Source organism: Serratia sp. 2880STDY5682894 (assembly GCF_001537385.1).
In the GTDB taxonomy this organism is placed as follows: Bacteria; Pseudomonadota; Gammaproteobacteria; order Enterobacterales; family Enterobacteriaceae; genus Serratia; species Serratia nevei.
Map to the genome: position 1 here is coordinate 257550 of NZ_FCJA01000007.1, position 15776 is coordinate 273325.

Genomic DNA, 15776 nt, shown 5'->3' on the forward strand with positions numbered 1-15776 from the left:
GCCGGAAAAAACAGAATGAGAGTTGTCTGATTTAACCCCAGGGTTCATTCCAGTGGATGGGCGCAGCATCTAAGACAAAACCCTATAGATGATCTTATAACAATCGCACTAATTATGCCTCACCCTCCCGGAAATTTCATTTAACCTGCGGGAAAGGCATTAATGATTTAATGCAGGAATACTCTCAATAAAAAGAAAAAACCGTGCAAATAATATAATCCGTTTACGCGAAAGCATTCTGACATTGAGAGATAGTGCTATAAAAAAAGAAAAAAACGGTAATCGGGGATGAGAATTTTACCTAAAGACAGAAAATTTCACTGAGGAAGAGAGAAGAGATGACTCGGAATGAACGAAATATCCCTCCCCTGTCGGGAAGGGATAGAGAAAGCCGTTTGATACTCAGGCCTTTTTCTTGCGGCCATACACCGCCCAGGTGATCACCACGCACAGGATATAAAACACCAGGAACACTTTCATCGCCCCCGCCGGCGAACCGGTCATCGCCAGCGAAGTGCCGAACGCCTGGGGAATGAAGAAACCGCCGGCCGCGCCAATCGCCGAGATAAAGCCCAATGCGGCGGCAGAATCCGTCACCGCTTCACGCTGCGCGCTTTCATCGCTGCCGCCGGCCGCTTTGACGCGATCGACAGTGATTTTACGGAAAATGACGGCAATCATTTGGAAAGTCGAGCCGCTGCCCAGCCCCGCGGTGAGGAACAGCACCATAAAGATGCCGTAGAAGGCGATGAACGAACCGCCCTCCCCCGCACTCGGCAAGGTCAGGAACAACAGCGCGGCGAAAACGGCCATAACCACAAAGTTGATCAACGTCACCCGCACGCCGCCGAAGCGGTCAGACAGCGCACCGCCAACCGGTCGCGCCAGCGCCCCAAGGAACGGCCCGAAGAACGCGTAATGCAGGATCACCACGTCCGGGAACTGCGTCTTCGACAGCATGGCGAAGCCGGCGGAGAAACCGATGAAAGATCCGAAGGTCGCGAGGTACAGCAAACTCAGCATCCACAAATGCCCGCGCTTGAGCACCGGCAGTTGCTGACGTAACGATGCCTTGGCCGCCGCCAGATCGTTCATGCCGAACCAGGCCGCCAGCGTGGCCACCAGCAGGAACGGCACCCAGATCCAGGCGGCGTTTTCCAGCCACAGCTGGCCTCCCTCGGCCTGATTTTGCGCCGTGCCGCCAAACAGGCCGAACAGGCTGAAAGAGATCGCCAGCGGCGCGACCAGCTGCATAACGCTGACGCCCAGATTTCCCAACCCGCCGTTAAGCCCCAACGCACCGCCCTGACGCGCTTTCGGGAAGAAGAAGCTGATGTTGGCCATGCTGGAGGCAAAGTTGGCGCCGGCGAAGCCGCACAGCAGGGAAATGATGACGAACACGCTGTACGGCGTGCTGCTGTCCTGTACCGCGAATCCCAACCACAGGCACGGCACCAGCAGGAAACAGGTGCTGATGGCGGTCCAGCGGCGGCCGCCAAACAGCGGGATCACGAATGAATACGGCACGCGTAAAATGGCGCCCGAAACCGACGGCAGCGCCGTCAGGAGGAACAGCTGGTCGGTGGTGAAATTGAAGCCCACCTTGTTCAGGTTGACCGCGACGGCGCTGAACAGCATCCAGACGCAGAAGGCCAGCAGCAGACAGGGAATGGAAATCCACAGGTTGCGGGTGGCGATACGATGGCCACGCTGCTGCCAAAAGGCGCTGTCTTCAGGACGCCAGTCCTGAATCAGCGCACCGGTTTTCTTTGATGAAGGCGTTGCAAGTTGCGACATAAAAACCTCAGACACGGGGGATCATTCCGCACACCCTAGGGGGCAGCCCCGGCGGCAAAGTTGATGTATATCAACCCGAATGCAAGTAGTTGGCGCCGCAAATAGCGCCCTCATCCCCTTAGGGGTACGCCACAATTAAAAATTAAATCAATTAAAATCAATGCATTGAAAATAAAACCTGCATCGCTTTCATCGTCCTGCCCCCCCGCCGGAAACTAATGGGTACTTCATTCGAGGTATGGGGTTATGCTCAGGGATAATCAAAAATACGGCTGAATCGTTACTTGTTTACCCCCGTCGCCGCCTTCGCCCCTGAGCCTCAGCGGCGCCAAACGCCAGGAATCCGCGCTTATGAAACGCCTGTTGGCCCCGCTTTCGATCGTGAATCAGGTCGCCCTGCTGATGTTGCTGTCGGGCATTCTGGGCGTGGCCGGCATGGGGATTTCCGCCTGGATGTCGCAGAGCATTCAGGGCAATGCGCACGCCATCAACAAGGCCGGATCGCTGCGTATGCAAAGCTACCGGCTGCTGGCGCAGGTGCCGCTCGATGAGCGGCATGAAACGTTGATCCGCGAACTGGAGCGCGACGAAAACAGCCCCGACCTGCAGCGTTCGGTGGAACAGGAAGGGCTGACGCAACCTTTCGACGCCCTGCGCGACTATTGGCAGCAGACCCTGCAACCTCGCCTGCGCAGCGCGCAGCGCCCGGCCGATGCCGCGCCGCAGGTGGCGCACTTCGTGCAGCTGCTGGATAAGCTGGTCTCGGATATCGACAGGCAAACCGAGCGCCGCCTGCTGATGGTGACGCTGGTGCAGGCCGGCTTCATCGCGCTGACCCTGCTGCTGCTGATCGGCACCACCTGCTACCTGCGCCGCCGGTTGCTGCATCCGTGGCGACAGCTGGTGGAGATGGCGTTGGCGGTGGGCCGCGGCGACTTTAGCCGCCGCTTCGCGCAGCGCGGCCACCAGGATGAAATGGCGTCGCTCGGCGGCGCGCTGAACACCATGTCCGACGAGCTGTCGGCCACCTACAGCGGGCTGGAGCAGCGCGTGGCCGAGAAGACCGCCGACCTGCAGCAGAAAAATCAGGTGCTGAGCTTCCTCTATCGCGCCAGCCGCCTGCTGCACGCCAGCGAACCGCTGTGCAGTCGCCTGACGCCGCTGCTCAATCAACTGCAAACCCTGACGCCGCTGCGCGCCATTCAGGTACGGCTGTATGAAAACGACAGCCGGGAGCCGCTGCTGCAGCTGAGCGGCAACCAGCCGCTGCGGCCGGAGCATTGCCATAATCCGGTGTGCAGCGCCTGCCTGAACGACAGCGACCGCCAGCATCCCGACAACCCGTCGCTGAGCTGGAGCCTGAGCGACAAGCTCGGCGACTACGGCGTGATCGTGGCGCAACATGCGCCGCAACAGCCGCTGAACGATGAGCACCGCCAGTTGATCAACACCCTGGTGGAGCAGTTGACCAGCGTGCTGGCCATCGAGCGTCAGGTCGACCACCAGCAGCAGCTGATGCTGATGGAAGAACGGGCGGCGATCGCCCGCGAGCTGCACGACTCTATCGCCCAATCGCTCTCCTGCCTGAAAATGCAGATCGCCTGCCTGCAGATGCAGGGCGAAACGCTCTCGTCCGCCAGTCAGGCGCTGGTGCAGCAGATGCGCGAAGAGCTGAACGGCGCCTATCGCCAGCTGCGCGAGCTGCTGACCACCTTCCGCCTGCAGCTGACCGAGCCGGGCCTGCTGGCGGCGTTGCAATCGACGGTCGCGGAGTTCAATCCCAAACTGGGCCTGACCATCCATCTCGATTACCAACTGGGGCCGCGCACGGTGCCCGCCTACCAGGCCATTCACCTGCTGCAGATCGCCCGCGAGGCGCTCAGCAATATCCTTAAGCATGCCGCCGCCAGCCAGGTGAGCATTCAGGTCATCAATAAACGGGGCGAAGTGACCCTGAGCGTATGCGACAACGGACGCGGCCTGCCGGCCGAGACGTCTCGCCCCGACCATTACGGCTTGATCATCATGCGCGATCGCGCCAAGAGCCTGCACGGCCGCTGCGACATTTTACCGCGCAGCGGCGGCGGCACCGAGGTGCGAGTCAGCTTCACGCCGGATAACCACGCCATCGACTAACGGAGACACCATGACGACAGAAACCGCCGCCACAATCTTACTGATCGACGACCACCCGATGCTGCGCAACGGCGTAAAACAGCTGATTGGCATGGACGCTCGCCTGCAGGTCATCGCCGAAGCCAGCAACGGTGAGCAAGGGGTCGCGCTGGCGGAACAGCACGATCCGGATCTGATCCTGCTCGATCTGAACATGCCCGGCATCAACGGGCTGGAAACGCTGGATCGCCTGCGCCAAACCGACCTGTCAGGGCGCGTCGTGGTGTTCAGCGTGTCCAACCATGAAGACGACGTCGTCAGCGCGCTCAAGCGCGGCGCCGACGGTTACTTGTTGAAAGACATGGAGCCGGAGGATTTGCTGAAGGCGCTGCATCAGGCCGCGGCCGGGCAGATGGTGCTCAGCGAGACGCTGACGCCGATCCTCGCCGCCAGCCTGCGGGAAAACCGCCCCAGCGCCGATCGCGATATTCAGCAATTGACGCCGCGCGAGCGAGATATCCTGAAGCTGATCGCTCAGGGGCTGCCGAACAAGCTGATCGCCCGCCGCCTGACCATCACCGAAAGCACCGTCAAGGTACACGTCAAACACCTGCTGAAGAAGATGAAGCTAAAATCCCGCGTCGAGGCGGCCGTGTGGGTGCTGCAGGGTAAAAACGGTTAATCGCCGCCGTACAGCGGCCCGGTTTGCGCCGGAATGGGCGGCGGCGTCAGGGTTTTGATCGGCGGCAGGCCCGCGTCTTCCCCAGAGGTCGCGGTCAGCGGCGGCGCCACTTTCAGCGCTATCCAGTTCGAGGTCACGCGCTGCTGTTTATCGTCCTCCAGCGTGACCGCCAGCCGGTAGCTGTTGACGGCGTCCGGCGCGTCGTCCCACGGCGGCACGATCGCCGTCCAGCCCTGCGGATCGTTGGCGTTGTGCGGCGGCGTCAGGCTCAGTGCCTGCGTATCCCCCTGCCAACTGACATGAGAAATCCCGTTCAACGCCTTGATTTCCAGCACCAGCGGCACGGTTTCTCCCGCCTGCAGGCTCCACGGCGGCGTGGCCAGGAACACCTGCAGCGTCTTGCGCTGGCGGAACTCCAGCACCGGCACGTTCTTGCGTTCGATAGGATCGTAACGGCTGCCGCGCAGCGACTTGGCCTGCGCCACATACTCCGGCGAAATCTGCTTCACCAGCGGCACCCCGAGCCGATAGCTCAACGCCAATTCAACCTGCTCCTGGCTCTGCCCGCCCGCGCCAATCTTGTGCAACGCCTTCATCGTCACCAGCGGTACCGGGGTGTAATTGAGCCCCAGCTGCATGGCGCGCGGATCGCTTTGCTTTTTGCCGCTGCCGAACAGATCGACATTGTCGCCCAGGTACTGCTCATAGCTGAGCGAACCGCCGATCTGGCGGTAAAACGGCAGGTAGCCTTGCGTCGTGATGTCGTAACCGCGTGCCGGGCGGCTGAAAAACACCCCATCGCCGGGCTGCTGCGACAGCGCCGACAGCGGGTAGTAATAGTTGGTGGAGAAACGCAGGTAGTCTCCCCAGGCTTCCGCACCGACGCTGCCACGATTGCGCTGCCGGGCGAAATCGCTGTCTAGCGCCGTATTGTAGCCCAGCAGCCAGTCGCCGACGATCCAGCGCTGCCCCAGCGCAAAATTGCCCAGCGCCCCAGCGCTTTGCTGCAGCCAGCCGATCTGGCTGTAGGTCAGCAATCCGTCGACGTCGTACAGCGGGCTGAATAACTGCCCGTTGCTGCCGGTAAAGTCCCCCTCCCCGGTCATTTTCAACGATAGCCGCGCGGTGCCCAGTGGCGACAACAGTTCCTGCGCCTGTTGCTGCAGCGTGTCGGCCGCCTGGCCCAGCAAATAATCCTCGGCGCGGCTGCGCATCTGCTGACGTGAAACGTTGTTCAGATCTTTCTCGCCGAGCTGTTTGGCCATCTCGGCCCACTGTTTTTCACGCGCGGCGTCGTCGGGCGCACCGCCCAGATCCGGCAAGTTCTCGGCCGGATCCGCGGCTTGCTGTTCGGAAGAAATAACGGCGTCCGGCGCCGGTGGGGATTCGGCGCACACGGGCACCATGCCGGCCAGCCACATCAGCGGCCCAGCCAGCCAGGCCGCCTGGCGACGGCGCCAAAATCGTTTTTGGGTCTTGATAAATCCTGTCTGAATCACGTCTGTCATGACACCGTTGGCTTCTCTCCCTCCTGGATCGCGCCAACCCACTGCTTGGCTATCGCCTTTCCCGCGACAGATCTGAAAAACCTTACGTCCCGGCCTGGCGGGGACGCCTCTCCCTTAAAGCCTAACGGCTTGGCGAACAGAAACAATAGGATAAACCCCAATCGGCCAGAGTGACGCCGTCACATCACACCCTTGACTTGCCCCCCTCCGAGAGCAGGTGAATTCACACTCTTTTAGCGCCGATTTTGCCGATAAAACGTGCAGTAACGCTGCGAGCCGACACGTAGCGGCTTGTTTTGCCATGCAATACGTAAGGCCGTGCTGCGCGCAACCGCGCATATCCCGCAGGCCGCCGCATTTCACCCCGGTGAAATACGCATTTTGCCGTTATTTTAAACATCTTTTTCACGACTGACGGAACCCTGATGTTTCTTTCCTCACTGTGGCACGTGCTGTTTTTCACCGCGCTGCTGTCGGCCGGCCTGCTCGCCTTCTCACTTATCACCCGGCTGGAGCGAACGGTAGCCGTACGCGCCAACCTACCGAGATTGCGCCGCCGCAGCCTGCTGTTGACGGCCCTGGGATTGGCGTTGGCGACGCTGCCTTTCGACCTTTCGGCAGCGCACCGGCTGTGGTTGCCACCGGCTGCGGCGCTGCTGATCGCCCTGGCCTGGCTCGACGGGCGCCACCGATGGCTGCCGGACCGGCTAACCCAGCCGCTGCTGTGGGGCGGGCTGCTGTGCAACCTTGACGCCCGCTGGGCACCGCTGGATGATGCGGTTATCGGTGCGGCAGCCGGCTACGGGGCGCTGTGGCTGCTCAACGCGCTTTATCGGCAGGTGCGGCGGCGTAACGGCATCGGCCAGGGCGATTTCAAACTGTTGGCGGCGCTGGGCGCCTGGCTCGGTTGGACGACGTTGCCGCTGTTGGTCTGCCTGGCGGCGGCGTTCGGGTTAGGCCTGGCGGCGGCGCGCGGCCGGCACCCGCGCCGCGGCTGGCGAACGCCGCAACCTTTCGGTATCGCCTTGGCGGCGGCCGGCTGGCTGCAGCTCTTGATGGGCGCCGACCAAAGCGCGCTGACGTTGTTCGGTTAGGTCTTCAGCGCCTCGATCAGCCGATTGAGTAATCCGGCCACTTCTGCCGTGCTGGCCGTTGTCGGATTGGCCAGTGGCTGGACCGCCGTGAGCCTCGTCGTGGATAACATCTCGTCGCTACGGATTTCCAACGCATCGGAGGGGGGCGCGCTCAACGAAACGCCGTCCGGCCGCCAGTAACTGCCGCGCGTAGTCTGCACCTGATAACTGCCAAAGCCGAAATCCTTCTCGACGCGATAATATATTTCGCAGCTCAACGGCCCGGTGCGCCGCAACATAAAGGCGCTTTTCGCGCTATAGCTGCCTCTATTGACGACAAAGGCGGTCGCCTGCGAAGACAGGTCGAACGTGATATATAAATCGCACGCCAGCACCTTGGTGCTTACGCCCTGCTGAAGCGTAATGTGCGTTGTGGGTTGCCGATCCGGCGCGGTCAGGGTGCCTAACAAAGTCCACGATGGCTGTTTCGAGATATTGCGCGGCAAATGATTGCTGGTGGAGGAAGGGGCAATAGCCCGCTCACCCAGACTGTACATCGCTTCGACCCCGCTTAAAAACGACGTAACGTCGACGGTGCTTTTGCCGGCCACCGGGACGCCGCCGTTATAGACGTTACTGAAGGTTACCTCGGTATTGTTGTTGCAGGCGGCGATCGCCACCGGGAAAGGCGTTTTCGAACCGCTGTAAAGATTCAACTGACCGATATCCCAACGGGATTCGTTGATGAACCGGCACAGCACGCCCCCGCTCTCCACGTTCTGCGCGTCCTGGATATTGATATTGCCTATCGTGCCCTGGGCAAAGTTGGTGGACAGCACGCTGACACTGGCGGCGCGCTGCGTATTGCGGTTCTCGCAGCCCAATGAATTGATCGTGCCGTTAAAATCTTTGAAATTGTAGATATCGCCGATGCAGTCATCCGCGGCCAACGAGCCGACCGTAGAGTAAAACCCTGAAATTCTGAACGCGGTGCCTTTGGCGCGAGCGGCGTAGAGCCCGTCGATAAAATTGGTGGTGCCGGATTTGTTCATCCACAGCACCCCATCCCCCGGGCGATTGGCGTTAGCTTCCATCTGCACGTTCACCAGCCAGTTAATGAACATGTCGCCCGACACAAACAGCGAATAACCGCCAACCTTGGTGTAGATGTCACGGATATCAAACTTCGTCATATTGAGATCGCTGAACCATACGCCGTGGGTATCGTCTGCGCCGGTATCATCCCGCAACGTCAAGCCGTGCAGCGTCAGATTGGCGAAGCCTTTCACCACGATCACCGCTTTCTTGGTTTCGCCTTGTTCATTGGTATAGCTGCTGTCTGCGGTCTTGACGATTTTGGTCGCCCGCCCCAATCCGACCACCCGCAAACCGATGCCGCCGTAGATGTCCGTTGTCGTCTGAATGCGTACGTGCCCGGCGACCGTATACACCCGTTTGCCCAGGGATAACGTACCGCCGGCTTGCAGCGCCGCCGCCGCCGCTTTGTTGATCGCCGGCCCCCAGTTGCTTCCGTCGCTGTCCTGATAAAGCTGTTCCGGCGTCACAACCTCGCCGGTGGCGAGCCAGGTTGCGGCGCGCTCCACTGAAGCGTTTCCGTTATTGTCCATAATCTCTCCTGACGTGATGTGTCCGCATCATTGCGAACGACCGCGCTGAAAGGCGTAAACAACGCCGCCTTTCAGCGCCAATCTATCACCGCCACATGAGCTCGTTATGAAATTTCATTTTATTTCACCTTGATACAACCTCTCGCGCTCCGCGGTTGCAACAGCAGGCGATTTCACACACTGTCGGCCTTTGGCACGCCAGAAGCCCGGCCAGGCGCGCGGCGCGGTCGCTACTTACTCACCCGGTCCAGATACAGCATGCTGTTGGCGATATCCACCCGGGCATCTTCAACGTTGTCCCGCAATGCCACCAGCGTTTGCCCCTGCAGAGCCACCACATAAGGTGAACTGACCTGCAGTTCACGTTGCAACGTGACGTAACGTGCGCTGCGCGCGGCGCTGTTGCCCTCCGCGGCCGCGGCACGCGTTTCCGCGCTGATGGCGGGAATGCCCCACTGGGTGCGCCAGGCCAGGGTTTTCGGCCCACCGGGCACGTTGTAGGCAAAGGCGCTGGCGTTGGTGTTCGGATCCAGGTAGTCGGCGCCCCAGTAGGTGAAGATTGCCTGAAAATCGCGGCCGCGCATCTTGCCCCACAGATCGCTCTCCACCACCGGCTGGATATCCAGCCGCAGCCCGGCCTGCGCAAAGCTGGCCTGCAACGCCTGCGCGATGTCGGTATACGGCGGCTGGTTGATGACGATCAGACTGATACGCGTCCCTTCGGCGATGCCGGCCTCGCGCAGGATCTGTCTGGCTTTGTTCACGTCGAGCCTAAACGGCCGATCGTCGAGCGCCCCGTCCAATCCCTGCGGCAAGAAGGCCTGATGCACCCGATATTGCCCTTTCAACAGCTGCTCGGCGATGCTCTGATAATCCACCAGCCAGCGCGCCGCCTGCCACAGTGCCGGATTGCCCAGCGCCGGGTTGTCTTTGCTGCCGGTGTTGAAACCGAGGTAATAGACCCGGGGCGCATCGGCCTGCTCGATGCGTACGCCCGGCGCATTGCGCAGCGAGTCGAACTGATCGGCCCCCAGATCGTAGGCCACGTCGGCATCCCCTTTCAGCAGCAACAAACGGCGGGTGCCGGCGTCGCTGACGTTCTTGAACAACACCGTTTTCAGTCTGGCCGGCGACGGCGCATAGTCGTTGCGGCCGAACAGCAGCGCCTCGTGCGGCACATAGTTGTTTACCCGATACGGGCCGCCGCCGGCGGAATGGCTGCGCAACCAGGCATTGCCGTAGTCACCCTGCTGCGCGTGCTCGTTCAGCAGCTTCTCATCTACGATCGAGGCCACGTTCGCCGTCAGCAGCCGCAACGCCAGCTCGCTGCCGATGTTGGCGGGCCAACGAAGCTGCACCTGGTTATCTCCCACCTTTTTCAGCTGCTGCTCAACGTTATCCGGAGTCCAGCCAAACTCGCCGAGAATAAACGACGGCGCCTTGTTCAGCTTCACCGCGCGGACCAGCGAGAAAATGACGTCTTCGGGCCGCAGCGGATTGCCGGAAGCGAAGCGTTGCTGCGGTTTCAGGGTAAAGGTCAGGCTGCGGCCATCGACGCCCGCTTGCCAACTGCCTGCGGCGTCCGGCGCCAGCTTTTGCGGCGCGGCGCGATCCGGCGCCACCAGGCGCTGATAAAGGTTGACCAGATTGGCCGAGCTGACGGTTTCAAAACTCTCCGCCGGATCGAGGCTGATAATGCCCTCCAGAGAACTGACCACCACCAAGGTATCCTGCGGGGTGGCGGCCTGCGCACCGAAAGCGGCCGCCAGCGCGCCATACAATAAAGTTGGGATTAACCGTTTCATCGATACACTCTCCACAATCACGCGGTTGCGCTGTTTGTCGAGTGTAGGGGGTAAGAATTAACGGAAGAACGACGATAAATTGCTTTATTTATTACCAAGATGGATATGCCCGCCGCGTTGGCGGGCATAGGTTCAAACGATGATGCGGCCGTGCGCCATCGCCACCGAACGATCGCACATGTGGTCAATCACGTCCGCATCGTGGCTGACCAGCACCATAGTCAGATCGCCCGCCTGTTTCAGCTCGTTGAGCAGGTTGAGGATCTCCGCCTGCACCGACATGTCCAACGCCGAAGTCGGTTCATCCAGCAACAGCAGCTTCGGCCGCAGCAACAATACGCGCACAATCGCCACGCGCTGCCGCTGGCCGCCCGACAGCTGATGCGGGTAGCGATCCAACAGGCGCGGATCCAACCCCACCTGGCGAAAACCTGCGCTGATTTTACGTTCGATGTCGCTTTCCTTCAGCAGTTTGAGCGGCTCCGACAGCGTACGCAACAGCCGGTGTTTCGGGTGTAGCGAAGCATAGGGATCTTGAAACACCATCTGCACCTCGCGCCGTAGTTCGCCGGTAAACGCCTGCCCCGGCTGCAGCCGCCGCCCCAACAATTCAAAACCGCCCTGCCAGCTGCCATTCAGCCCGGCCAGCACCCACAGCAACGAGGACTTGCCGCAGCCGGAAGGCCCCACCAGCCCGAAACACTCGCCCGGTTCGATGCGCAGGTTAACCTCATGCACCACGGTGCGCAGTTCGTAACCCTGGCGGTGACTGACGCTCAGGTTTTCCAGTGCAATCACGCTCATTTCAACGTCTCCAGCAGTGCGCGATCCAGCACCGGCAGCGGTTTGCCGCGCGTCTCGCGGCTCGGCCGACACGCCCATAGCGTGCGGGTATAAGGGTGCGTGGCCTGCGCCAGCTCTGCCGCCGGCAGCTGATCCAACAGCTCGCCTTTGTACATCACCAGTACCCGCTCGCAGTGGTGCGCCACCTGCTGCAAATCGTGGCTGATCAGGATCAGGCCCATATTGCGTTGCGCCACCAGATTGTCTATCAGCTGCAGCACCTGATCGCGCATCTGGTGATCCAGCGCCGAAGTCGGTTCGTCGGCAATCAGCAGCTGCGGATCGTTGATCAATGCAATGGCCAGCATCACCCGTTGCCCCATGCCGCCGGAGAGCTGATGCGGATAGCGGCGGCACAGCGCCGCCGGATCGGGCAAGCCCACCGCCGCCAGCATCTCCAGCACTTTTTCACGCCGCTCGGCGCGACTCAGCTTCGCATGCAGCACCAGCGGTTCCTCCACCTGACGACCGATCGGCTGATTGGGATTCAGCGCATGCTTGGGGTCTTGCATCACCATCGCCACCCGGTCGCCGCGCAGCCGGCTCCACTGGCGCTCGCTCAGGCGCGTTAAGTCTTCACCGCCCAACGTCAGGCGCTGCGCCTGCAGCTGTAACGGCGGCGGCAATAGCCCCATCAGCGCACGCGCGGTCAACGACTTGCCGGAGCCGGACTCACCGACCAGCGCCAGCCGCTCCCGCCCCATGCTGAACGAAATATTCTTCACCAGCGCCACCGGCTGTGGCCCCGGCACGCCGATCGCCAGGCGTTCGATGGTCAATAAGGTGTTATCAGTGCCCATGACGAGGATCCATTTTGTCGCGCAGGCCATCGCCCAGCAGGTTAAACGCCAGGCTGGCGAACAGGATCGCCCCGCCCGGCGCGGCGGCGACCCACCATTGGTCGAAAATCACTTTACTGCCTTCGGCCACCATCGAGCCCCATTCGGCGGTCGGCGGCGCGACGCCCATGCCGAGGAACCCCAGACCGGCAGCGGACAGGATGATGCCCCCCAGACTCAGCGCCGCGCGCACCACCGCGCTCGGCAGGCATAAAGGCAAAATGTGGCCGACCATCAGCCGCAGCCCGTTGATGCCCTGCATGCGCGCCGCCGCCAGGTAGTCGCTGCGGCGCAGCGCCAGGGTTTCGGCCCGCGCCTGGCGGGCAAAGGCCGGCCAGCTGGTCAATGCCAGCGCCAGCGCGCCGTTCATCAGCCCCGGCCCCATGACCGCCACAAACGCCAGCGCGATCACCAGGCTCGGCAGCGACAGGAAAATGTCGGTCAGGCGCATCAAAATACGCTCTACCCAGCCGCCAAGATAACCGGCGCCAATGCCGACCAGCAGGCCGATGGGTATGGTCAACACCAGAATCAGCGACACCAGAATCAGCGTCGGCCGCGCGCCGTAAATCACGCGGGAGAGCAAATCGCGGCCGAAGCCGTCGGTGCCCAGCCAATGTGCGGCGGAAGGCGGCAATAGCCGCAGCTCGATATGCTGCAGATTGGGATCGAAAGGCGCCAGCCACGGGGCCAGCAGCGCGGTGACGATCAAAATCGCCACCAGTGCCGCGCCCAGCGTCAGCGTGGTCAGACGCCGACCGCGGCGGCAACCGACGGCCGGCTCGCTTTGCGGTTCGTGTTCAGAGAGATATTGGCTCATCGGGTTCGCGGATCCACTAAATAGGTCAAGGCGTCGGCCAGCGCATTCAACAGCACGAAACAGGTGCCGATCAGCAACGTGGCGCCGAGGATCGCCGGCGTGTCGGCAGCAAACAGCGCCGAGGTCAGATAACGCCCGACGCCGGGCCAGGCGAACACCGTTTCGGTCAATACTGCCCCTTCCAGCAGGCTGGCATAGGAGAGAGACAGTACGGTGATCAGCGTGCCCAGCACGTTGGGAAACACATGGCGCAGCAGAATGCGCAGGCGCCCGGCCCCCTTGGAACGCGCCAGCGTCACGTATTCCTTGTTGCACTCTTCCAGCATCGCCGCCCGCAGCAATCGGGTAATGCCCGCCATCGACAGCAGCGCCAACGCCACGACCGGCAGCCACAGGTGGCCGATGGCGTTGTAGAACATTTCGCGATCGCCGGACAGCCAGCTGTCGATCAACACGAAACCGCTGCGCGGCTCCATGCTGTACAAGTAGATGTCGTCAAGCCGCCCCGGCCCCGCCGACCAGTGCAGCGTGGCATAGAACAGCAGCAGCCCGAGCAGGCTCAGCCAGAAAATCGGTACCGAATAACCGATCAACGACAGCAGACGCGCCGCGTTATCCAGCCAGCTGCCCGGCCTGAGCACCGCCAGAAACGCCAGCGTAATGCCGCCGAGGGCGCCGAGGATAATGGCGCAGGTGGCCAGCTCCACCGTCGCCGGGAAGGTACGCAGCAGATCGCTCAACACCGGCTGGGCGGTGATGCGCGAAATGCCCAAATCGCCGTGCGCCAGGTGCACCAGATAACGCCAAAACTGCACCGGCAACGGCTGATCCAATCCCAGCTCGTGCCGCACCTGCGCATAGGTGGCTTCACTGGCGTGATCGCCCGCCACCTGCAGCGCCGGATCGATCGGCGCCAGGTGCGACAGCATGAAGGTGAACAGCAGCAGGCCAAGCAACGTCAGCGCCAGCGACAGCGCGCCGCCGAGCAGCCGCCCGCCCCAGCGCCAATACCGCCGGGCCGCCCCGGCGCTGGCGGACAGTTCAGCGGCCATTACTTGCTGACCTTGCTGTAGAACACCATGTCAGGGTTGATGCCCTGCACATAACCCTTGAGGTTGTCACGCACCGCGATCAGGCTGCGCGCCTGCAGGCCGATGACGAACGGCGAGCTTTGCTGCACCTGTTTTTGCAGTTGCTGGTAGTCGGCCACCCGTTTGGCGGTGTCGTTTTCCGCGGTGGCGGCCAGCGTCAGCTTGCTCAGCGCCGGGATCTGCCAGTTGGCGCGCCAGGCCAGCGTCTTGCTGCCGTCTTCCGGGTTGTAGGCGAAGGCTGCGGCATTGGTGTTAGGGTCGAAATAATCCGGCCCCCAGGAGGTCAGCGTCGCATCGTAGTTAAGCGCTTTCACCTTGGTAGAGACCTGCGAACTGATGCCCGGCACCAGTTCCACCTTCACGCCGCCCTGGGCAAAGCTGGCCTGCAGCGCCTGGGCGATATCCAGGTACGGCGGCTGGTTGTTGACGTCCAGACGGAAACTGACGTTGCTGAGTCCCGCTTTGGCCAGTATCTCTTTGGCTTTTTGCGGATTGAAGCTGTACGGCTGATCCTTGAGCGCCCCCAGATAACCGTCCGGCAGGAATGCCTGATGGCTCTGGAACTGCCCTTTCAGCAGATCGTCGGCGATGCCTTTGTAATCGAACAGCCAGCGCGCCGCCTCCCAGAACGCCGGATTGCCGAGCGCCGGTGACGCCTTGGCGTTGAACTGCAGGAAATAAAGCGAAGCGTAAGGAATCGCCAGGGGTTTGACGCCCGGCTTGCCCTTTAAGGCCGCCATCTGGTCTGCCCCCAGGTTGCGCGCGATATCGGCATCGCCCTGCTCGATCAGCAAGCGGCGCGCGGCCGGATCGGGCACGTTTTTGATCAGGATGGTTTTCAGCGTCGGCGCCCCTTCCGGCGAGCCTGGGTTGGCGTCCAGCACCACCACTTCGTGCGGCACATAGGTGCGGATTTTATAAGGGCCGCTGCCGGCGGAGTGGCTGTTCAACCATTGGTGCCCCAGATCGTCGCCCTGCTGGTGCGCCAGCGCCTCTTTGGCGTCGACGATCGACGATACCGGCGCCGACAGCAGGCTGAGCACGAAGGCCGGGCTGACGTTTTCACTCCAGCTGATTTTTACCTGGTGGTCATCCACCTTGCTCAGGTGTTGCTCCACGTTCTTCGCGTTCCAGCCCAGCTGCGTCAGGATAAACGACGGCTCCAGATTCAGTTTCACCACCCGCGAAAGCGAAAAGATCACGTCTTCCGGCCGCAGCGGATTGCCACTGGCGAACCTGGCGTCCGGGCGCAGGCTGAAAGTCAGGCTGCGATTGTCGGCGCCGGCCTGCCAGCTGCTGGCCAATGTCGGTTTCAGATCGATAGGGTTGTGCGGATCGGACTGGATCAGACGCTGATACAGGCTGTTGAACGACTGCACCGTGGTCAACTCAAATCCCTGGGCCGGGTCAAAGCTGACCACGTCATCGATAGACTGCGCGATCACCAGCGTGTTGGCCGGCGTCGCCGCCTGCGCGTTAACGCTGGCCGCCACGGCTAAAAACAGCAAAGAAGGAACGAGCGCTTTCATCTGAAACTCTCCAAGCAGATGGAATTTATAATAATTTCGCGAGTGT

The 15776-nt window shown here is 61.6% G+C and carries 12 protein-coding genes; 3 read left to right on the forward strand and 9 right to left on the reverse strand.

The genetic code is table 11. The annotated features are described in order from the left end of the window. Positions 1-402 precede the first annotated feature (402 nt). Complete coding sequence (locus AWX27_RS17485) at positions 403-1797, reverse strand: NarK family nitrate/nitrite MFS transporter (RefSeq protein ID WP_060424071.1); 1395 nt, start codon at positions 1795-1797, stop codon at positions 403-405. 351 nt (positions 1798-2148) lie between these two features. On the opposite strand from AWX27_RS17485, the gene narX reads away from it, so the two are divergent. Together narX and narL are read left to right on the forward strand one after the other, a co-directional pair. Then, positions 2149-3933 carry a nitrate/nitrite two-component system sensor histidine kinase NarX gene (gene narX / locus AWX27_RS17490; protein ID WP_047730492.1) on the forward strand — a complete coding sequence of 595 codons (1785 nt, stop codon included), beginning with the start codon at positions 2149-2151 and terminating at the stop codon, positions 3931-3933. Between the two features lie 10 nt (positions 3934-3943). Beyond that, on the forward strand, positions 3944-4594 hold the full coding sequence (gene narL / locus AWX27_RS17495; RefSeq protein ID WP_004934684.1) for a two-component system response regulator NarL: 651 nt from the start codon (positions 3944-3946) through the stop codon (positions 4592-4594). Here the strand turns inward: narL and AWX27_RS17500 are convergent. Then, positions 4591-6102: a YchO/YchP family invasin gene (locus AWX27_RS17500; RefSeq protein ID WP_060424074.1), complete on the reverse strand. Its 1512-nt coding sequence runs from the start codon at positions 6100-6102 to the stop codon at positions 4591-4593. The two genes, narL and AWX27_RS17500, sit on opposite strands and share 4 nt — an antisense overlap. A 425-nt stretch (positions 6103-6527) precedes the next feature. Between AWX27_RS17500 and AWX27_RS17505 the strand changes: the two genes are divergently transcribed. Beyond that, complete coding sequence (locus AWX27_RS17505; RefSeq protein WP_060424076.1) at positions 6528-7196, forward strand: prepilin peptidase; 669 nt, start codon at positions 6528-6530, stop codon at positions 7194-7196. On the opposite strand, the gene AWX27_RS17510 is transcribed toward AWX27_RS17505, so the two are convergent. The 7 genes from AWX27_RS17510 to AWX27_RS17540 all read right to left on the reverse strand — a co-directional run bounded on the left by AWX27_RS17510 (position 7193) and on the right by AWX27_RS17540 (position 15730). Beyond that, entirely contained in the window at positions 7193-8803 is a 1611-nt protein-coding gene (locus AWX27_RS17510; protein ID WP_060424078.1) for a hypothetical protein, read from the reverse strand. The genes AWX27_RS17505 and AWX27_RS17510 overlap by 4 nt on opposite strands. 230 nt (positions 8804-9033) lie before the next feature. After that, positions 9034-10608 (reverse strand): ABC transporter substrate-binding protein, encoded by a 1575-nt coding sequence (locus AWX27_RS17515; protein WP_060424079.1) that lies wholly within the window; start codon positions 10606-10608, stop codon positions 9034-9036. A gap of 132 nt (positions 10609-10740) precedes the next feature. Beyond that, a complete protein-coding gene (locus AWX27_RS17520) occupies positions 10741-11412 on the reverse strand; it encodes an ABC transporter ATP-binding protein (RefSeq protein WP_060424081.1) in 672 nt (223 codons plus the stop codon). Continuing rightward, complete coding sequence (locus AWX27_RS17525; protein WP_060424083.1) at positions 11409-12251, reverse strand: ABC transporter ATP-binding protein; 843 nt, start codon at positions 12249-12251, stop codon at positions 11409-11411. Before AWX27_RS17525 ends, AWX27_RS17520 begins: the two co-directional genes overlap by 4 nt. Further along, a complete protein-coding gene (locus AWX27_RS17530; protein WP_060424085.1) occupies positions 12241-13110 on the reverse strand; it encodes an ABC transporter permease in 870 nt (289 codons plus the stop codon). Before AWX27_RS17530 ends, AWX27_RS17525 begins: the two co-directional genes overlap by 11 nt. Continuing rightward, positions 13107-14162: an ABC transporter permease gene (locus AWX27_RS17535; protein ID WP_060424087.1), complete on the reverse strand. Its 1056-nt coding sequence runs from the start codon at positions 14160-14162 to the stop codon at positions 13107-13109. Before AWX27_RS17535 ends, AWX27_RS17530 begins: the two co-directional genes overlap by 4 nt. Next, positions 14162-15730, reverse strand: coding sequence for an ABC transporter substrate-binding protein (locus AWX27_RS17540; RefSeq protein WP_049271726.1), 1569 nt, complete (start codon positions 15728-15730; stop codon positions 14162-14164). Before AWX27_RS17540 ends, AWX27_RS17535 begins: the two co-directional genes overlap by 1 nt. Positions 15731-15776: the final 46 nt, after the last annotated feature.